Here is a 1,142-nt window from a genome sequence, read left to right as displayed (position 1 = left end):
CTGGGTGGTCGACCGTCTGGACACCCACCCGCACCGCCCCCGCCTGTTCGGCTTCCTCGCCGGTGAGAGCGAGCCGCAGTGGCGGGACTGGAAGTCCTTCGAACCGCTCATCGGCCACGCCCAGTCGGCGCGCGTGCGCGGTCCGTTCGGGCGCTTGGCCCGGCTCAAGCCGGCCGACCTGGCGGACCTGCTGGAGGACGCCAACCGCACCGAATCGCACGAGATCCTGCAGACCGTCCACGCCGATCCCGAGCTGGAGGCGGACGTCTTCGAGGAGCTGGAGCCCGACTCGCAGACGCGCCTGCTCGCGGAGAAAAGCGACCGCGAGATCGCCGAGGTGCTGGGTCGCATGCGCGCGGACGACGCCGCCGACGCGATCAACGACCTCCCGCAGAACCGCCGCCAGCCGGTACTCGACGCCTTGCCGGCCGGCCAGCGCACCAAGGTCCTCACCCTGATGGGCTTCAACCCCTCCAGCGCCGGAGGCCTGATGGCCCTCGACATCCTCACCGCACCCCCGGACGCCACTGTCAACGAGGTGCTCGGCCTCGTCCGGGCGGCCCGGACCCTGCAGCCCGAGGCCCTCACCAGCGTCCACGTCGTCCGGGACGGAACCCGGCTGATCGGCACCGCGACCCTGGTCACCCTGCTGCAGGCCGATCCGGGCGCCCGCCTGGAACAGGTCATGGTCACCGAACCGGTCCGGGTAGTACCGGACACCGACGTCGAGGACGTCGCCCTGCTGATGACCGACTACAACCTCCTCACCGTGCCCGTCGTCGACCACCAGGACCAGATCCTCGGCGTCATCACCGTCGACGACATCCTGGAAACCGTCATCCCCGAGGACTGGCGCCGGCGCGAGCCCGCCCCACACCCGGCCCACCGAGCCGACGACGCCCCGAACGAGGCCATCAACGCCACGGACCTCGAGCGATGACGGACCCTCAGAACCCTCCGGACCGCAACGACCGCCACACACCTGCTCCCGCAGAAGGCCCCACCCAACCTTCGCCGAAGCGCGAGGACGCACACCCCACCGCACCAGCGAAGCCCACCCCTGCCACACCGGCAAGGCCGACGCCCAAGCCGGCGCCCAAGCCGGCGGATGCTCCGCGGCCCAGTGCGGTCCTGGACGAAGC

Annotated in this window: 1 protein-coding gene; it reads left to right on the top strand. The window is 71.3% G+C overall.

What is annotated here, in order from left to right; all coding sequences use genetic code 11:
* Positions 1–940, top strand: a 940-nt coding sequence (locus tag AB0O00_RS40690; RefSeq protein ID WP_363659692.1) for a CBS domain-containing protein, incomplete at its 5' end; no start/stop codon positions are given.
* Positions 941–1,142 lie beyond the last annotated feature (202 nt).

It is taken from the genome of Kitasatospora sp. NPDC093558 (assembly GCF_040683475.1).
Lineage (GTDB): Bacteria > Actinomycetota > Actinomycetes > Streptomycetales > Streptomycetaceae > Kitasatospora.
Note: the sequence above shows the minus strand (reverse complement) of the source record. Positions and strands in the feature narration are given on the sequence as shown.